Genomic DNA, 13,681 nt, shown 5'->3' on the forward strand with positions numbered 1-13,681 from the left:
GGCCCTCCCCATGCCCGGCGACCTCCTCATGCGCATCCACAGCCCCGAGTTCCAGGCCATGTCGCAGCGCGTCCTGGAGGTGACCGCCCTGACCTCCCGCCTCAACGTCCTCCCCTTCGACGACGAGGCCGGCAAGGCAGGGCTGCTCGCGCAGATCCTCGGCAGCCCCGTTCCCGACCGCACGACCATCTACCCGCCGTTCTTCACCGACCACGGGCTGAACCTCGAACTCGCCGAACGTGTCTTCATCAACCAGAACTGCACCTTCCTCGACTACGCCGGCATCCGCCTCGCCGAACGCGTCATGGTCGCCCCGAAGGTCACCTTCATCACCGTCGGCCACCCCGTCGACACCGACGACCGCCGCACCTGGCTGACCGGCGGCCCCATCACCGTCGAGGAGAACGCGTGGATCGGCGCCGGCGCGACCATCCTCCCCGGGGTGACGATCGGCCACGACGCGGTGATCGCCGCCGGGACCGTGGTGGCGGAGGATGTGCCCGCCGCGAGCCTGGTCGCCGGCCCGAAGGGCGCGATCAAGCGACGCTGGTGATGCGCGCGCCTCGCACGGCGACTGCTACGCCACGCAACGTATGCCACTGAGCGCCGCGCCGCGAACGTCCGGACGGACCGCAGACGACCGCGCGGCGGGCCCGTCAGTCCAGCGTGCGGATGAACTCGACCTTCGGGGCTGCCGGATCGCCCGAGGCGACACACAGTGCAGAGAACGCGAACGCATCGCCATCGAAATACTGGACGTTGACGTACAGGGCGTTGGGATCGCCGTTCGTGTGGTCGGCCGCGTACCCGTCGGAGGCGGCAGGCCCGAACGAGTCGTCGACGATGGGCCCGGGCGGCAGCGGCGCCTGCCCACCCCAGGTGTCGGCCGGCACGGCGGCGTCGCACGCGGCGTAGATCGCCGCCCGGTCGAATCCCGCGGCCGTGGGGCTGGGCGTGGAGGTGACCGAGGAGTCGGAGGTCGCGGTCGACGTCACCTGGGGCGATGCGCTCTCCCCCGCGGTCGGGCTCGTGGTAGCGGAGCACCCCGCTACGGAGACTGCGATGGCCGCGCCGAGAAGGACGACGGGAACGAGGGCAGCGTGACCGGCTCTCCGGCTGGCATGGCGCGGCATCTGTTCTCCTCGCGATACGCGGCGGGATCCGCGGAGCAGCCTGTCCCCCCGTCTCAGTCTAGCGAAGAGTGACGCGTGCATGAGCACCCTCAGACGGCGACGATGGCGACCATCCCGGTGGCTTCATCCATGCCCAGATCGGCGAGTTCGCCGCGGCGGACAGTCTTTCGCGTCGCGCCCGTTCTGCAGCAGACGACCCTACCTCGGCGGGAACGGAGCGATGTCCCTCTCCCATTCCGCAGCGGCGCGTCCAAGCTCCTCGATCGGCAGCGCGAGTGTGATCCCGACCTCCCTGCCATCGGTGCCGGGAGGAGCTGCTTCGAGGAAGAATTCGACGGCGATGGTCGCGGTCGCTTCGTCCACGCTTTCGAGCTCGAAAGCCAGGTTCGGTTCGATGAACCACAACGACGTCGGGGTGCGCGCGGCCTCGACCTCCCGAAGCCACGCGCCTAATTCGTCGGCTTCGCCAGTCGTGAGGCCGACGGCCGCGTCACCCCAGCCGTTCGAACACCATCGTGGCCTGGATGCGGTCGCCTCCGCCGATTCCCTTGCTCCCCGATGCGGCCGTCGAGATGGTGTGCAGCCGGTAGCCGAGCGCCGCCTGCGCGTTGATCGCCCGCTCGAGCTCGGTGAGGTTGCCGGATCCGGTCCCCCAGAGCTTCTCCTTGAGGATGACCTGCAGCACCACATAGCTCATCCCGGTCGGCGCCGGCCGCGGCTGGCCACCGGAGACAGCATCCGCCTCGATGCGATCGATCATCCCCCCGATACCGCCGGCGCGCGGGGGCGGCGGTTGCGCCTTGTCCGTCCACACGGCGCCGTCCCACCACCGCATCGTCCCGGAACCGTCGTCGTACCAGCCTGCTTGTGCCGCTGCTGCCATCGTGTCGCCCTCCTCGAATCTTCTCTGCCGATCCTGGCGGAGCCTGCGGGATGCCGCATCAGCCCCGAAGGGGTGGCAGCGGTGGGCCGGCGAGCGCGCTTTCTCGGGACGACCGCCGCTTCGCGCCCTGCAGCGGTTGTCCCGAACGACGGCGGACGCCATGGTCCCCGGTGCCGCGTGTACGGTCGAGTCCGTCGAGTCCGTCGAAAGGACCACCCTCGTGCCCCAGTACGCCGTCCTGATCTACGCGAACGACTCCGCCCACCGCCTCGACGCCACCCCCGAGGACCTCGCGGAGCCGAACGGCCACGGTGACGAGCTCGCCGCCTCCGGCGCCATGCGGGCCGCCTACGCGTTCACTCCACGCGACCTCGCCCGCTCCGTGCGTGCCGATGGAGTGACCGACGGCCCGTTCGTGGACGCCCCCGTCGCCGTGGCGGGCGTCTACGTCATCGAGGCGGACGACCTGGATGCGGCACTGGCGATCGCCGCGACGAACCCGGCCATCCGCGGGGACGGCGGTGTGGAGGTGCGGCAGGTGCACAGCGGCGGGGTGGTGGAGCCGTAGGCAACGCTCAGAACATCGACGGGATGCCGAACCCTCCCGAGAACAACACGGCCCCAAGGCCCACGACCGCCAACCCCACGAGCACGGTGTACGAGAGGCCCCGCACCCAGCCCGCGGAGCATCGTCCGCGAGCGGTGAGGAGCAGGCTCGCCGTCGGCACGAGCATGAGCCCGCCGAAGAGCAGTGCCGGAGCGACACGGACGTCGGGATCGGGGCACGGATACGCGAGCGCACACACCGTGGGAACGCTCTGCGCGAGCCACAGGAGCACCCAGGTCGTGAGCAGAATGCAGAGCGCCGGCACGACCCGTGGTGCCGGGCTCACACGTCGAGTGGCGTCAGTCGTCACAGCAGCACTCTGGCAGATATGTCGAAGCGTGGCTATGGCCTCACATTCGGCACGTGATCAGACACCTCCCCCTGCTGCCCAGAGCTCCTCCGCGTCGAGGGTCAGGTCGATCACCTGACGCAGCAGACCTCCCACCGACGTCGCCCGCAGCAGCGTGTACCTGTCGTACTCGCCGAGCGGGGCGAGCGCCGCCAGCTGCCACGCGGCCGCGACGGGATCGTCCGACAGCTCGATGTCGGCGTCGGACGACGGCTCCGCGGCGCGGGCGATCGAGCGGCGGACGATCGCTTCGGCCTCGGCCAGGAGGGGTGCGAGCGCCTCCGACCACTCCAGCTCCGGCAGCATCGCGAGCTCGGCCCGCGGATACGGGTCGTCGTCGACCCAGCGTTCGACCGTGAACCGCCGGGTTCCCACGCCGACGATGAGAAGGTCGTCCGCGCCCGCGGCGGCGCTCACCAGACGCGCCATCGTCCCGACGGCGGCGCGCTGGTCGCCGCCCCCGGCTTCGGACCCGCGCTCGATGAGGACGACGCCGAATTCGAATCCCGGTTCGTCCTCATCGAGCAGCCGTCCGACCAGGGTCAGATACCGCGGCTCGAACACCCGCAGCGGGATGGGCACGAAGGGGAACAGCACGGATCCGAGCGGGAACATCGGGGAGACGGCCATACTCCAGTGAAGCACCGCAGGCATAGAGTGAACAGGTGCCCCGACCACGTCCCGAGACCCCAGGACCGGGGCAGGAGTCTGTCTGGGACTACCCGAGACCGCCACGCATCGAGCGCGTCACCGCCGCTGCCACCATCCGTCTGGGCGGGCAGCTCATCGTCGACACGAACGACGTCGTCCGCGTGCTCGAGACCAGCCATCCGCCGGTCTACTACCTCCCGATAGCGGACTTCGCACCCGGCGCGCTGGCCGACGCCGACGGTTCGTCGTTCTGCGAGTTCAAGGGCACCGCACGCTATCTCGACGTGCGCGGCGGAGGCGAGGTGCGGCCCGCGTGCGCCTGGAACTACCCGCATCCATCGCCCGGATACGAGTCGCTCCGAGACCGCGTCGCCGTCTATGCGCAGCAGATGGACGAGTGCACGGTCGACGGGGAGGTCGTCACTCCGCAACCCGGAGGCTTCTACGGCGGCTGGATCACGAGCGCCGTGGTCGGGCCGTTCAAGGGGGCGCCGGGGTCGCTGGGGTGGTGAGGGACTAGCTTCGGTGGCGCCACCGAAGGAGTTCTCGCCCGACACCCCGGACGGAAACAGGCAACGGAGGAGTTCTGACCGGGAATCGGCCGAATCCCCTCCGTTAGCTACCAGCGGGCGCGAGCGACCACCTATACGTTCAACCGGAACTCCTATACGTTCAACCGGAACTCGACCACGTTGCGTCGCACACAAGCATAAGTCTGGTCATCAACTCCCGTGTAGCTGGGCCAGCCCTGTCGCGGCGGTCTCAGAAAGAAAATCGGACTCGATGGGAGTCCACGAGTGTCGTTCAAACGGCTCTGGTGCGCGCGTCGCCCTCTGTAGGTAGTACCAATAGTCAGGACCCCGACGATCCCACTTCGAAACGCCCCAAGTGGCGAGCGATGGATCGATAACCGAGATTCGCTTGGCTCGGTCTCCGTTAAGCCATCGTGTGAGGGCCGCGTTGATGTGGTCGTCGCGGAATGAGTAGCCGACGACTGTTAACCATTCCGTTTGAGAAAGCAGCCGATCGAACTCGACGAGCATAGCGAGGAATGGTCCGTCTGAACGCAGCTTTGACCCTTGGCCAAACACCATCGCAGGCACTCCGCCAACGAGCTGCCCCTGGCGATCCTCACCGAAGTTGGTTAGGCGATCTCCGGGCACCCGCTCGCCATCCTGGTCGCCCTGCCCCAAGACGTAGTCAAGCGATCCGTGCAGCTTCAGGAGCTTAACGTCCGCTTGGGGGGTTGCCCACTCCCACTCGTAGCCTCCACGCCACGTTTCAAGGCCGGTGTCCACGGTTAGACCAGCAGCATGACATGCCTTTTCAACAGCAAGGTCATAGTTGAGTGTGGCGATGCCAGTGAGCGAGTTGGACCTAATCATCGGCTCGAAATATCCAACTCGGCTCTCATCAGCGCGCAGGATATGGATCAGGGCGTCGAGCATCGCTGACTCTAGTTGACCAAAGAGGTCTCCATTCGACGTTTGCACTACAGCACGAACGCCTGCTTCGAACTCTTTCTCAACCTTGTGATCCCAAGTGTCGAGCATTGCCTTCTTGAAGTTGCGTGCCCATAAACCGGGGAATGAAACTCGACCGTTTGAGGCGTCCAGGTTCCGATTCCACGTCTCAACGAAGGCCGACAGGTCGATCGAGTCGCGGTCCTTCAGCGCTTTCACCGCAGCGAACACACGCTCGACATCTACTCCTTCAAACGCGCTCTTGCCACGTCCGGTGTCATGTTGCACCATCGCGCCGATAACGCCGTGCAGTAGAGGGCGAACATAGAAGTGGCCGGAGGAGCCGTCGATGTAGTCAGCGACAGCTCGCGTCAGGCCAAAGCTACCGGGAAGCCCCGCGTCGATTGATGCGCCTGCGCCAAGAAGGAAACTCTTCACGCCTAGTGTCTAGCACGACTAACCACCCACCCCACTTGTGTTGTAGCGGCGCCGCCCTTTCATCTCAACCCCGACGACCACAGAAGCCAATTCAGGACGACTAGAACCCAATTCAGTTTGAGAACCGGAACTCCACCACATCCCCGTCCTGCATCACATAATCCTTCCCCTCCATGCGCGCCTTTCCACGCGATCGCGCCTCGGCGACGCTCCCGGATTCGACCAGGTCGTCGAAGGAGATGACTTCGGCTTTGATGAAGCCCTTTTCGAAGTCGGTGTGGATGACGCCGGCGGCCTGGGGGGCCTTGGCGCCCTTGGGGATGGTCCAGGCGCGGGTTTCTTTGGGGCCGGCGGTGAGGTAGGTCTGCAGGCCGAGGGTGTCGAAGCCGATGCGGGCGAGCTGGTCGAGGCCGCTCTCGGTCTGGCCGGTGGAGGCGAGGAGCTCGGCGGCGTCTGCGGCGTCGAGGTCGATGAGCTCGGACTCGAGCTTGGCGTCGAGGAACACGGCCTGCGCGGGGGCCACGAGGGCGGCGAGCTCGGCGCGGCGGGCGTCGTCGGTGAGGATGTCCTCGTCGACGTTGAACACGTAGATGAAGGGCTTGGCCGTCAGCAGCCCGAGCTCGCGGATCGGCTCGAGGTCGATCGTGGAGGTCGAGAGGGGCTTGCCGGAGTTGAGCCACGCGGTGGCCTCCCGGGCGGTCTCGAGAACGACGGGCTCGAGCTTGCGGCCCTTGACCTCCTTCTCGTACCGGGCCTCCGCCTTCTCGAGGGTCTGGAGGTCGGCGAGGATGAGCTCGGTGTTGATGGTCTCCATGTCGCCGGCGGCGTCGACCTTTCCGGCGACGTGCACGACGTCGGGGTCGCTGAAGCCGCGGACGACCTGCGCGATGGCGTCGGCCTCGCGGATGTTGGCGAGGAACTTGTTGCCCAGGCCCTCCCCCTCGCTGGCGCCCTTGACGATGCCAGCGATGTCGAGGAACGACACCGGTGCCGGGAGGATGCGCTCGCTGCCGAACAGCTCGGCGAGCTTGTCGAGCCGCGGATCGGGGAGGTTCACCACGCCGACGTTCGGCTCGATGGTCGCGAACGGGTAGTTCGCGGCGAGCGCGTCGTTCTTGGTCAGCGCGTTGAACAGGGTGGACTTGCCCACGTTGGGGAGTCCGACGATACCGATAGTGAGAGCCACGGTCGTCCATTCTACGGTGCGACCGCGTGCCCTCAGCCCGCGAGGTCCGCCCGGTAGCAGTGCGTCACGTACGGCAGCGCGATCGTCTCCGCGCCGGCGAGCTCGGGATGCTCGGCGTGCAGCCTCCGCACGGACGCGATGACCGCCGCCTGCGCCTCGGGGTCCTTGGTGATGAAGTAGCTGCGCGACCGCACCAGGTCGAGCAGGCCGTCGAGGTCGAGCTGCTGCGTCCACGGCACGTCGTGGCGCTCCAGCGGACCGAAGGGGGCGCCGACCACAGGCTGCTCCTCCCCTCCCGTGTACGCGTCGCCCGCGCCGATCAGCTCGCTCAGGAGGCGCACCCATTCGACGCGCTCGTCGCGGTAGTTCCAGACGAGGCCGAGGCGACCGCCCGGTGTCAGCACCCGGGCGACCTCCGGAACGGCCCGCGCGGCATCGACCCAGTGCCACGCCTGCGCGACGGTCACCAGCCCCTGCGACGCGTCCGCCACGGGGATGCGCTCCGCCGTGCCGAGCAGCGCCTCGACCCCGGGCAGCCTGCTCCCGAGCACCCGCAGCATCTCCGGAGACGGATCCACCGCCGTGACGTCGAACCCCCTGTCCACGAGCGCTGCGGTCAGCTTGCCGGTGCCCGCGCCGAGGTCGAGCGCCGCCCCTTCCCGACCGTCGGTGAGCCAGGCCACCGCTTCGGCGGGATAGCTCGGCCGCGACGCGTCGTAGACGTCGGCGGCGCGGTCGAAGGAAGCGGCGTGCAGGTCGCGGTCGTGACGGGAGCGCATGCGCCGATCGTACGCGCGCGGTGCCGCGCGGTCCGGATGCTGCGGCGCGCCCGACGTGTGACCGGGCCGTGTCGGCGGCGCGTGCGAGCATGACTGCGTGACCCTGGACTTCACCGCCATCGACTTCGAGACCGCGAACTCGTCCGCGGCGTCCGCCTGCTCCGTCGGGCTGGTGAAAGTGAGGGACGGCCGGGTCGTCGACCGCGCGGGCTGGTTCATCCAGCCGCCGTTCGGGCACGACCACTTCCAGGAGTGGAACATCCGCATCCACGGCATCCGGCCCGCCGACGTTGTCGGCGCCGCGGGTTGGGAGGAGCAGCTCGCCGACCTGGTCGAGTTCGCGGAGGACGACCACCTCGTCGCGCACAACGCCGGCTTCGACATGGGCGTGATCCGGGCGGCATGCGCCGCGACCGCGATCGCCTGCCCGGAGTACCGCTATTTGTGCAGCCTCCAGGTCGCACGCCGCACGTACACGCTCGACTCGTACCGCCTGCCCGTCGCGGCGATGGCCGCCGGCTTCGAGGACTTCGCCCACCACGACGCCCTCGCGGACGCCGAGGCGTGCGCCGCGATCGTCGTCCACGCGGCGAAACGCCACGGCGCGGGCACCATCGACGACCTCGCGGCGCTCACCGGCGCCCGCGTCGGCCGCATCGGGATGGCCGCCGCCGCCTGATCCCTCGGCTCGCCTGGCCGTCGGCAACGGAGGAGTTCCCGACCGCTCCGCGCCGCATCTCCTCCGTCGCCCGCCGTCCGTCGGCGTGGCGCACCCGATCCCCTCCGTTCCCGCCGCCCACCACGGCGCCGGACCGCGGCGCGGGACCACCGCAGTGTCGGACCCCCCTGGCACACTGACGGCATGGACTTCCTCGCGCTGCTCATCGGTCTCCTCCTCGGGCTCGTCGTCGGCGCCGCCGGCGCGGGGTTCGCGGTGGCGAAGCTGCTGCGCGACCGCGCGGCGAGCGCCGCACCGACGGCGCCCGTCGTCGACCCGGCGGTCGTCGAGGCGCGTCACGCGGCGGCCCTTGCCGAGCTGCGCGCGGCCGAGCAGGCGGTGCAGGCGGAGATCCGCGCCGACCTCGCGGCGGCGCAGTCCCGGGTGGACGCCCTCGCCGAGCAGCTGCGCGGCGCCCAGGAGCTGCAGCGCGAGACGGTGGAGCGCCACCGCGCCGAGCTGCAGGCCCAGACGGAGCGCGAGCGGGCGGAGAGCAAGGTGCTCCAGGCGCTCGCGCCGGTCGCCGAGAGCCTCACGGACATGCAGCGCAAGGTGGTCCAGCTGGAGTCGCAGCGCAGCGAGCAGCACGGTCAGCTGACGCAGCAGCTGCGCACGGCCGCGGAGTCGGAGGAGCGGCTGCGCAGCACCGCGGAGGCGCTGGCGTCCGCCCTGCGCTCCAACAGCACCCGCGGCGTCTGGGGCGAGACTCAGCTGCGCAGCGTGGTGGAGGCGGCGGGCCTGCTCGAGCGGGTGGACTTCGACGTGCAGTCCAGCATCCACTCGGAGTCGGGCGCGGGCCGGCCGGACATGATCGTGCGCCTGCCCGGCGGCAAGAGCATCGCGCTCGACGCGAAGGTGCCCTTCAACGCCTACCTGGAGGCCAGCCAGATCCCCGCGACGGCGACCGGAGCCGAGGGCGCCCGCCGCGAGGCGCTGATGAAGCAGCACGTGAAGGCCGTCCGCGACCACATCACGACCCTCGGCACCAAGGCGTACTGGACGGGCCTGGAGTCGTCTCCCGAGCTGGTGATCGCCTTCATCCCGAGCGAGTCGCTCGTCTCGTCGGCGCTCGAAGCGGATCCGTCGATCATGGAGTTCGCGTTCGGCAAGCGGGTGGCGCTGGCCTCCCCCGTCACCCTGTGGTCGGTGCTCAAGACCGTCGCGTTCAGCTGGCAGCAGGACGTCCTGACCCAGGAGGCCAAGCAGCTCTTCGATCTCAGCCGCACCCTGTACAGCCGCCTCGCCACCACGGCCACTCACATCGAGAAGCTCGGCCGCTCGATCGAGCGCACCGTGAAGGACTACAACGGTTTCGTCGGCTCGTTCGAGCGGCAGGTGTTCCCCGCCGCGCGCAAGCTCGGGGCCCTCGACGAGTCCAAGGTCATCGGCGTCAACGAAGGCATCGAGGAGGCTCCACGCGAACTCACCGCCTTCGAGCTGACGAACGAGCTGGAGCCGCGCGACATGCACGGCATCGACAAGCTCGCGATCGAGGAGCAGGAGCGCGCCCACGCGCACGACGCGGATGCCGAGGAGTCCGGCGCCGCCTGACGCGCGCGAGCGCGCCGGCGCTCTGCCCTACAGCTGCTCCGGCTCCAGCCACTTCTCGGCGAGGTGGTCCGCGATCACGCGGCGGATCGTGCCCGACTTGGAGCGCAGCACGATCGACTCGGTGCGGATGATCGGCCCCTTGCGGCGCACGCCCTCGACGAGCCCGCCATCGGTCACGCCGGTCGCCACGAAGAACGTGTTGTCGCCCTTCACCAGGTCGTCCGCGCCATAGATCCGGTCGACGTCGAGACCCGCGGCGATGCCGCCGGCTCGCTCCGCATCGTCCTTCGGGGCGAGCTTGCCCTGCATGAAGCCGCCGAGCGCCTTGACGGCAGCGGCGGTGATGACGCCCTCAGGGCTTCCGCCGACTCCCACGCACATATCGATGCGCGACTCGTAGCGAGCCGCGTTGATCCCCCCGGCGACGTCACCGTCGAAGAGCAGGCGCGTCCCGGCCCCCGCGGCTCGGATCTCCTCGATCAGCTCCGCGTGACGCGGCCGGTCCAGCACCGCCACGCGGATCTCGCCGACCGGCTTGCCCTTGGCCTTCGCCAGCTCCCGGATGTTGTCCCCGATCGACTGAGACAGGTCCACGACGCCGGCGCCCTCCGGCCCGGTCACGATCTTCGACATGTAGAAGACGCTGGACGCGTCGAGCATGCTGCCGCGATCCGACACGGCGATCACCGAGAGCGCATTCTGCCGGCCCGCGGCGGTGAGGGAGGTGCCGTCGATCGGGTCGACCGCGATGTCGCAGGCCGGGCCGCGCCCGTTGCCGACGTGCTCGCCGTTGAACAGCATGGGCGCGTTGTCCTTCTCGCCCTCGCCGATGACGATCAGACCGTCGAAATTGACCGTGCCGAGGAACTTGCGCATCGCGTCCACCGCGGCACCGTCTGCCAGATTCTTCTCCCCGCGCCCGATCCACGGCGTCGCCCGGATCGCCGCCGCCTCGGTCGCTCTCACCAGCTCCATCGCCAGGTTCCGATCGGGGTGCAAATACAGGGACGCGGTGTCGGTGCTGGTCATGAGTGGGTCCTCCCGGACGGAATCGAACGACGGTGTCAAAGCCGCCCGCGGCGGCGCTGCCAGTGTATCCGCGCGGTGCGCCGACGCACCGGAATGCGCACGAACGTTCATCCGACGTGCGCGATCCGTCCACGCGGCGGGCCGAGTGCGAGGCCGCGTCGGTATGATGAGACCCGTTCGACACCCCGATTCCCAAGGAGCTGCAATGCCCATCGCCACGCCGGACCAGTACGCAGAGATGCTCGACAAAGCGAAGGCCGGCGGCTTCGCCTATCCCGCGTTCAACGTCTCGTCGTCGTCGACGATCAACGCGGTGCTCCAGGGCCTCACCGAGGCCGGCTCGGACGGCATCATCCAGGTCACCACAGGCGGCGCCGACTACTTCGCCGGCCAGTCCGTGAAGGCCCGCGCCACCGGTGCCCTCGCCTTCGCGAAATTCGCCACCGAGGTCGCAAAGAACTACCCGATCACGGTCGCGCTGCACACCGACCACTGCCCGAAGAACGCACTCGACGACTTCGTGCTGCCGCTCATCGCCGCCTCCGAGGAGGAGGTCCGCGCCGGCCGCAACCCGATCTTCCAGTCGCACATGTGGGACGGCTCCGCTGTGCCGCTCGACGAGAACCTCGAGATCGCCCAGGAGATGATCAAGCGCACCAAGGCCATCAACGCCATCCTCGAGGTCGAGATCGGCGTCGTCGGCGGCGAGGAGGACGGCGTGCGTCACGAGGGCTCCAACGAGGCCCTGTACACCACCCTCGCCGACGTCGAGAAGGCCGTCGAGGCCCTGGGGCTCGGTGAGAACGGCCGCTACATGGCCGCCCTCACTTTCGGCAACGTGCACGGCGTCTACAAGCCGGGCAACGTCAAGCTGCGCCCGGAGCTCCTCAAGGAGATCCAGGACGGCCTGGCCGCCAAGTACGGCACCGGCCCGAAGCCGCTCGATCTCGTCTTCCACGGCGGCTCCGGCTCCACCGACGAGGAGATCGCGGAGGCGGTCCGCAACGGTGTCATCAAGATGAACATCGACACGGACACGCAGTACGCGTACACCCGCGCGATCGCCGGCTACATGCTCTCGAACTACGACGGCGTGCTCAAGGTCGACGGCGAGGTCGGCAACAAGAAGCTGTACGACCCGCGCGCGTGGGGCAAGGTGGCGGAGACGGCGATGGCCGCCCGCGTCATCGAGGCCACGCAGCAGCTCGGCTCCGCCGGCCACTCCGGCAAGTAGTCCCCGAAGCGGCGGCCGGCTCCGGCCGGCCGCCGCTTCCCCTTTCGCAAGGAGGCGGCCGCCGTGGCCGATCACGAACCGCAGCCGGACGAACGGCCGCGCCCCAAGTTCGGGGAGCTCGCGCCGCCCGGCTGGGTCTGGACGCCGCCGGAGGACGTCGACCGGCTCGACACCGCACGCCCCAACCCGACCGCCCCGGACGAGGCCACGGCACCGCCCTCCCCCGCGCCGTATGGTTCGACGCCGGGGCCCGGCCATCCGTCCGCGGGTCCCCACGGCGCCACGCCGGGTACGACGACCCCGCCGCGCTGGAACACGACGTTCACCGTCCTGCTGATCGCCTTCGGCTTCTTCGGGATGGCGTACTCGGTCGTCGTCCTGCAGGGCTTCCCGGCGTCGATGGCGATCCTGCACAGCTCGCAGGGGCTCGGGGATTTCCACCCCGAGCCGCTGGTCGGCACGCTGGTGACGATCGGCACGCTGACCATGACCGGCCTGTGGGCGGTCTCCACCGGCCTCGCCGTGTGGCAGTTGCTGCGACGGCGGATGTCGTTCTACATCCCTCTCGTGGCGGGAATCGTCGCGATGGTCGCGCTCTTCGTGTTCCTCGCCGTCATCCTCACGACCGACCCGGTGCTGCTCGACTTCTACAGCGGCCTGATGCCGGCGTCGCCGGCGCCCTCGGCACCGGCGACGCCCTGAGGCACGGACCGCATGACCTCCTGAACCGCTGAGGCTCCCGGTCAGGCCGCGGCCTGCGCCTCGCGCGCCTCGGCGAGCCCCTGCGCCAGCGGGGTGGTGGGGCGGCCGATGAGCCCGCTGAGCGTGCTGGTCGCGTCGGCCAGCGCACCGTCGCGGATGTTCCCGTCGAGCGCGACCACGAAGCCCACGGTGCCCTCGTCCAGACCCGCGCCGCTCAGGATGCTCGCGTGCTCCTCCGCGGTCACCGACCGGTAGACGACCTCGCGGCCGACCAGGGCGCCGATGGTGGCCGCCAGCTCGTCGAAGGTCCACGCGGTGTCGCCGCTCAGCTCGTAGACGGCGCCCTCGTGGCCCGACTCGATGAGCACGACCGCCGCGGCCTCCGCGTAGTCCTTGCGGGAGGCGCTCGCGACGCGGCCGGTTCCCGCGCTGCCGACCAGCTCGCCGGTCGCCTCGGCCTGGTCGATCAGGCCGACGTAGTTCTCCGTGTACCAGTTGTTGCGCAGGATCGTGACGGCGAGCGACGAGGCGGCGAGGATCTCCTCGGTCGCCTTGTGCTCCGGCGCGAGCACGAGGTCCGTGTCCGTCGCCTTCGGCGCGCTCGTGTAGACCAGACGGCTCACGCCCGCGGCTTCGGCGGCCTCGATCGCGTTACGGTGCTGCGCGACGCGCTTGCCGACGTCCGAACCGGAGACGAGGAGGACGGCGTCGGCGCCGGAGAACGCGGCGGCGAGCGTCTCGGGCTGCTCGAAGTCGATGACCGCCGTCTGGACGCCGAGCGCGGCCAGCGGGGCCAGGCGGTCGGCGGAGCGCCCGGCGGCGCGGATGTCGGAGGCGGCGACGCCGCGGGCGAGGAGGGAGTCGACGGTGAGGCGGCCGAGGTGGCCGGTGGCGCCGGTGACGACGATGGTCATGAAGTGTTTCCTTTCGATCGGACACCCACTCCAACCGCCGCTCC

16 protein-coding genes and 1 pseudogene are annotated in these 13,681 nt (G+C 69.4%); 7 read left to right on the plus strand and 10 right to left on the minus strand.

The annotated features are described in order from the left end of the window. Positions 1–10 precede the first annotated feature (10 nt). Complete coding sequence (locus IT072_RS13365; protein WP_223357347.1) at positions 11–553, plus strand: sugar O-acetyltransferase; 543 nt, start codon at positions 11–13, stop codon at positions 551–553. A 103-nt stretch (positions 554–656) separates the two neighbouring features. Here the strand turns inward: IT072_RS13365 and IT072_RS13370 are convergent, their stop codons facing one another. The 3 genes and pseudogenes from IT072_RS13370 to IT072_RS13380 form a co-directional block, all read right to left on the minus strand. Continuing rightward, a complete protein-coding gene (locus IT072_RS13370) occupies positions 657–995 on the minus strand; it encodes a hypothetical protein (protein WP_223357349.1) in 339 nt (112 codons plus the stop codon). A gap of 336 nt (positions 996–1,331) precedes the next feature. Continuing rightward, positions 1,332–1,607 (minus strand): annotated as a pseudogene (locus IT072_RS13375) (WapI family immunity protein); the annotation flags it as partial. Between the two features lie 16 nt (positions 1,608–1,623). Further along, positions 1,624–2,016, minus strand: a complete 393-nt coding sequence (locus IT072_RS13380; protein WP_223357353.1) for a DUF2510 domain-containing protein — start codon at positions 2,014–2,016, stop codon at positions 1,624–1,626. 220 nt (positions 2,017–2,236) lie between these two features. Between IT072_RS13380 and IT072_RS13385 the strand changes: the two genes are divergently transcribed. Further along, positions 2,237–2,584 carry a YciI family protein gene (locus IT072_RS13385; protein ID WP_223357355.1) on the plus strand — a complete coding sequence of 116 codons (348 nt, stop codon included), beginning with the start codon at positions 2,237–2,239 and terminating at the stop codon, positions 2,582–2,584. A 7-nt stretch (positions 2,585–2,591) separates the two neighbouring features. On the opposite strand, the gene IT072_RS13390 is transcribed toward IT072_RS13385, so the two are convergent. Both IT072_RS13390 and IT072_RS13395 read right to left on the minus strand, forming a co-directional pair. Next, complete coding sequence (locus tag IT072_RS13390) at positions 2,592–2,933, minus strand: hypothetical protein (protein ID WP_223357357.1); 342 nt, start codon at positions 2,931–2,933, stop codon at positions 2,592–2,594. A 57-nt stretch (positions 2,934–2,990) separates the two neighbouring features. After that, the gene (locus IT072_RS13395; protein WP_223357359.1) at positions 2,991–3,602 is read right to left on the minus strand and encodes an LON peptidase substrate-binding domain-containing protein; all 612 of its coding nucleotides are present in this window, start codon (positions 3,600–3,602) and stop codon (positions 2,991–2,993) included. A 35-nt stretch (positions 3,603–3,637) separates the two neighbouring features. Between IT072_RS13395 and IT072_RS13400 the strand changes: the two genes are divergently transcribed. Then, the gene (locus IT072_RS13400; protein ID WP_223357361.1) at positions 3,638–4,135 is read left to right on the plus strand and encodes a DUF427 domain-containing protein; all 498 of its coding nucleotides are present in this window, start codon (positions 3,638–3,640) and stop codon (positions 4,133–4,135) included. Between the two features lie 210 nt (positions 4,136–4,345). Here the strand turns inward: IT072_RS13400 and IT072_RS13405 are convergent, their stop codons facing one another. From IT072_RS13405 to IT072_RS13415, 3 genes are all read right to left on the minus strand, one after another. After that, on the minus strand, positions 4,346–5,524 hold the full coding sequence (locus IT072_RS13405; RefSeq protein WP_223357363.1) for an SIR2 family protein: 1,179 nt from the start codon (positions 5,522–5,524) through the stop codon (positions 4,346–4,348). Positions 5,525–5,636: 112 nt separating this feature from the next. Next, a complete protein-coding gene (gene ychF / locus IT072_RS13410; RefSeq protein ID WP_223357365.1) occupies positions 5,637–6,710 on the minus strand; it encodes a redox-regulated ATPase YchF in 1,074 nt (357 codons plus the stop codon). A gap of 32 nt (positions 6,711–6,742) precedes the next feature. Next, positions 6,743–7,489 (minus strand): class I SAM-dependent methyltransferase, encoded by a 747-nt coding sequence (locus tag IT072_RS13415; RefSeq protein WP_223357366.1) that lies wholly within the window; start codon positions 7,487–7,489, stop codon positions 6,743–6,745. Between the two features lie 97 nt (positions 7,490–7,586). On the opposite strand from IT072_RS13415, the gene IT072_RS13420 reads away from it, so the two are divergent. Then, entirely contained in the window at positions 7,587–8,168 is a 582-nt protein-coding gene (locus IT072_RS13420) for an exonuclease domain-containing protein (protein ID WP_223357367.1), read from the plus strand. Positions 8,169–8,351: 183 nt separating this feature from the next. Beyond that, the gene (rmuC, locus tag IT072_RS13425) at positions 8,352–9,758 is read left to right on the plus strand and encodes a DNA recombination protein RmuC (RefSeq protein WP_223357368.1); all 1,407 of its coding nucleotides are present in this window, start codon (positions 8,352–8,354) and stop codon (positions 9,756–9,758) included. 27 nt (positions 9,759–9,785) lie between these two features. Here rmuC and glpX read toward each other — a convergent pair whose 3' ends face one another. Next, positions 9,786–10,787: a class II fructose-bisphosphatase gene (gene glpX / locus IT072_RS13430; protein ID WP_223357369.1), complete on the minus strand. Its 1,002-nt coding sequence runs from the start codon at positions 10,785–10,787 to the stop codon at positions 9,786–9,788. A 205-nt stretch (positions 10,788–10,992) separates the two neighbouring features. Between glpX and fbaA the strand changes: the two genes are divergently transcribed. Together fbaA and IT072_RS13440 are read left to right on the plus strand one after the other, a co-directional pair. Continuing rightward, positions 10,993–12,021 carry a class II fructose-bisphosphate aldolase gene (fbaA, locus tag IT072_RS13435; protein WP_223357370.1) on the plus strand — a complete coding sequence of 343 codons (1,029 nt, stop codon included), beginning with the start codon at positions 10,993–10,995 and terminating at the stop codon, positions 12,019–12,021. A gap of 63 nt (positions 12,022–12,084) precedes the next feature. Beyond that, positions 12,085–12,723: a DUF6264 family protein gene (locus IT072_RS13440; protein WP_223357371.1), complete on the plus strand. Its 639-nt coding sequence runs from the start codon at positions 12,085–12,087 to the stop codon at positions 12,721–12,723. Between the two features lie 41 nt (positions 12,724–12,764). Here the strand turns inward: IT072_RS13440 and IT072_RS13445 are convergent, their stop codons facing one another. Next, a complete protein-coding gene (locus tag IT072_RS13445) occupies positions 12,765–13,637 on the minus strand; it encodes an SDR family oxidoreductase (protein ID WP_223357372.1) in 873 nt (290 codons plus the stop codon). Positions 13,638–13,681: the final 44 nt, after the last annotated feature.

Origin of the sequence: Leifsonia sp. ZF2019 (assembly GCF_019924635.1) — a bacterium.
GTDB lineage: Bacteria > Actinomycetota > Actinomycetes > Actinomycetales > Microbacteriaceae > Leifsonia.